At 75.4% G+C, this 3,419-nt stretch carries 4 protein-coding genes and 2 pseudogenes; all 6 read left to right on the forward strand.

Translation table 11 applies throughout. The features are described 5' to 3' along the window. A pseudogene (locus NCC78_RS29620) lies at positions 1-460 on the forward strand (histidine kinase); the annotation flags it as partial. Further along, a complete protein-coding gene (locus NCC78_RS29625) occupies positions 457-924 on the forward strand; it encodes a roadblock/LC7 domain-containing protein (RefSeq protein ID WP_250798662.1) in 468 nt (155 codons plus the stop codon). The pseudogene NCC78_RS29620 and the gene NCC78_RS29625, both read left to right, overlap by 4 nt. Then, complete coding sequence (locus NCC78_RS29630; RefSeq protein ID WP_250798663.1) at positions 921-1,406, forward strand: DUF742 domain-containing protein; 486 nt, start codon at positions 921-923, stop codon at positions 1,404-1,406. The genes NCC78_RS29625 and NCC78_RS29630 overlap by 4 nt, the downstream gene beginning before the upstream one ends. Then, complete coding sequence (locus NCC78_RS29635; RefSeq protein ID WP_250798665.1) at positions 1,384-2,136, forward strand: GTP-binding protein; 753 nt, start codon at positions 1,384-1,386, stop codon at positions 2,134-2,136. Before NCC78_RS29630 ends, NCC78_RS29635 begins: the two co-directional genes overlap by 23 nt. 43 nt (positions 2,137-2,179) lie before the next feature. Beyond that, entirely contained in the window at positions 2,180-2,710 is a 531-nt protein-coding gene (locus NCC78_RS29640; protein WP_250798667.1) for a hypothetical protein, read from the forward strand. A gap of 75 nt (positions 2,711-2,785) precedes the next feature. After that, positions 2,786-3,419 (forward strand): annotated as a pseudogene (locus NCC78_RS29645) (AAA family ATPase); the annotation flags it as partial.

Genomic DNA, 3,419 nt, shown 5'->3' on the forward strand with positions numbered 1-3,419 from the left:
GAACCTGCCGCCGGCGGGTCCGCCAGCCGGGCCGGTGGACGCCACCGGCGCCGACCCGGCCGCCGCCCGGGCCCTCGTGGAGGCGTTCGAGTCGGGGGTACGCCGGGCCGAGCTCAGCCGCTCCGCCACCGGCTTCGCGCCGGCCGAGCCCGACAGCGCGCCGGCCGGCCCCGGGACCGCGACGGTCGACCTGGACTTCACGCCGGCCCGGCACGCTGCCGGAGCGGCAGGTCCCACCCCGACAGCAACCCGTCCGGACGGCACGCCGGGCCGCCCCCGGTTGACCCGACGGGTGCCCGGGGCGAACCTGACCATCTCCCCGCCCCGTCAACCGGCCAGCCAGCACCTCGGCGACCCGAACGAGGTCCGCAACCTGCTCACCGCGTTCGAGGCGGGCGTCGCCCGTGCTCTGCGTGAAGTCAGTCCAGACCGCAACAACGAAGAGGGATCATCACGGTGACCAGCCCCTTCCTGCACGACAACGTCGACCACCAGAACCACCCCGGCGACCTGAGCCCGGAGGCCCGCACCTTCAACTGGCTGCTGGACTCCTTCACCTCCAGCACCGCCGGGGTGCTGGAGGTGATCGCGGTCTCGTCGGACGGGCTGCTGATGGCCATGTCGGCGATCAAGGACCGGTCCAACGCGGAGCGGCTCGCCGCGGTGGTCTCCGGCATGACCAGCCTCGCCGGCGGCGCCGCCAGCTGGTACGCGCTGGGCGGGCTGAACCGGGTGATCGTGGACATGGCCGAGGGCTACCTGCTGATCAGCGCGATCAGCAGCGGTTCCGTGCTCGGGGTGGTCGCCGACCGGTCGGCCAACCTCGGCACGGTCGCGTACGAGATGACGCTCTTCGCGGGACGGGCCGGTGGGGCGTTGACGCCGAGACTGATCGCCGAGCTGAAGAACGCCGTTCAGCAATGACCCCCGAGGTCGCCGGCGAGGACCAGGAAACGGAGCCCACCGTCCGGATCCGGCCCTACCTGCGGCCGTCACCCCCCGTCGGGGACGACGGCCCGCCGGGCCCACCGGCGGCGAGGGCCGAGCCGGAGCCGGAGCCGGACGGCCCTTCCGGCCCGCGCCCGTTCGTGCTCACCGCCGGGCGGGTGGCCGGCGCCGACTCGGCGATCGGGCTGGAGACCCAGGTGACCGCCCGAATGGCCGCCGAGTGGGTCGCCCCGGTCACCCGGCTGGCGCCGGAGCTGCAGGCGATCGTCGCCCTCTGCGGTGAGCCGATCTCGGTCGCCGAGATCTCCGCCCGGATGCGGATGCACTTCGGCGTGACCCGGGTCCTGGTGGGTGACCTGCGCGCCGCCGGGCACCTGGACGTGCACGTCGCCGACGACGACGCCCTCGACCCCGACATCATCCTGCGAGTGATTGATGGACTCCGTGCGATCTCCTGAATGGCCGGTCGCCCCGCTGGGCGGGCTCGCCGCCAACAGCGCCACCGCCCGTTACGGCAGCCCGACCGGGGCTCCTCCGCCGGGCGGGCGGGCCGCCCCGCCGCCGTACCGTCCGTCGGACGTGCCCGACGCCGCACCGGAGCCCCGGGTCGGGGCCGTGCCGGCCGCCGCGCCGCCGATCCCGGTCAAGATCCTCATCGCTGGCGGGTTCGGGGTGGGCAAGACCACCACGGTGGGCGCGATCTCCGACATCGCCCCGCTGACCACCGAGGCGGAGATGACCAGCGCCGGGCTCGGGGTCGACGACGCGGGCGTACGGTCCGCGAAGACCACCACCACGGTGGCGATGGACTTCGGCTGCGTCACCATCGACCGCAGCCTGAAGCTGTACCTGTTCGGCACGCCGGGGCAGTCCCGCTTCGGGTTCATGTGGGACGACCTGGCCCGCGGCGCGCTCGGCGCGCTCGTCGTGGTGGACAGCGCCCGGTTGGACGACTGCTACCCGGCGATCGACTTCTTCGAGCGGGCCGGCCTGCCCTTCGTGATCGGGGTGAACGCCTTCGACGGGCGGCTGGCGCACGACCTCGGCGCGATCCGCTGGGCGCTGGCCATCGGCGACCACGTGCCCCTGGTGCAGTTCGACGCCCGGGAACGACTCTCGGTGCGGGACGCCCTGCTGGTCGTCCTGGACCGCGCGCTGGACCGGGCGACCCGGGAGAAGGGGGCCTGAACCGGCCGGCGGTGGAACCCGTTTCATCGAAGGGGGTGTCGTGGTGAGAGGTGGATTGGACGAGACACTGGCCCGGATGGCCCGGCGCGAGGAGGCGTTGCGCCGACGGGCCACCGATCAGAGCGGGCCGGACGACGGGGACGCCGCCGTGCCGCCGAGTAAGCCGGCCGGCGGCGAGGTGAGCCGGCCGGAGGGCCGAAACGCCGGTCCCGGCTGGGCCGACGCGCGCGAGGCGCCGCCGGCCCGGGTGGGCGCTCACGGCGCCGCCGCCCACCGGGACCCGGTGGAGGAGGTCGCCGAGGCGGTACGCCGGGTGGTGGCCGGGCACCCCGGGATGGCGGTCACCGTGCGGGTCGAGCACGGCGGGCAGGCGTACCCGCTGCGGATCGCCTGGACCGGCACGGGCGTGACGGTCAGCGCGGAGGCCGCCGTACCGCCGCCGGTGTGGCCGATGTCGGTCAAGACCGTGCCGGCGCCCGGCCAGGAGGGGTTGAGCCCCGACCCGGCGGTCCGGCTGGCCGAGATGATCCGGCGGGACCCGTCCCTGCTCACCGACGGCGATCCGCCCCGGTGACCACGGGTGCGCAGGTCGCCGGGCTCCGGAGCGCGGACCCGGACGCGGGGTGACGGCGGCGGCTAAGGTCGGGCGGTGGCGGAACCCGACCTGACCCTGACCGCGAGCCTGCGGCCGGCGGCGCTGGACGCCCGACGGGGCATCGTCCGGCTGCACCCGGAGGTGCTCACCGCGCTCGGGCTGCGCGCCGGCGACCCGGTGCGACTGGCCGGCCGCCGGGTGACCACCGGCATCGTCGCGTCCGCCGGACCGGGTGGGAGCACCGCGCTGCTCTACGCCGACGACCTGATGCTGGGCAACCTCGGCGTGCGTGACGGCGGCGCGGTGACGGTGAGCCCCGCCCCGGTCACCGCCGCCCGCCGGGTGGTCCTCGCCGGGCCGGCGCAGATCGCCGCCGTGGTCTCCCCGGAGATGCTCCGGCTGGCGCTGCTCGGCAAGGTGGTGACGAGCGCGGACGACGTGTCCCTGCTACCGCAGGACGTGCTGCCCGACGCCTCGGTCCGCAGCCTGGTCGAGGCCGCGCGGCGCAGCCTCGCCAACAGCGTCGGCTACGCCTGGACCAGCACCCTGCTGGGCGTGGTCGCGGCCGAACCCGACGGCTCGCTGGTCACCATGGACACCCTGGTCGGCTGGGAGCACGGTCCGGCCACCCACGGCTCGCCCCCGGACGCGGCGACCGGCTCCGTCAGCGCGGGCACCACCGCCGCCC

This window comes from Micromonospora phytophila (assembly GCF_023656545.1).
GTDB classification, from domain to species: Bacteria; Actinomycetota; Actinomycetes; order Mycobacteriales; family Micromonosporaceae; genus Micromonospora; species Micromonospora phytophila.

Bases quoted from the DNA above. Each gene is read 5' to 3' on its own strand.
- NCC78_RS29635 (WP_250798665.1), top strand. From the start codon at position 1,384: ATGGACTCCGTGCGATCTCCTGAATGGCCGGTCGCCCCGCTGGGCGGG.
- NCC78_RS29630 (WP_250798663.1), top strand. From the start codon at position 921: ATGACCCCCGAGGTCGCCGGCGAGGACCAGGAAACGGAGCCCACCGTC.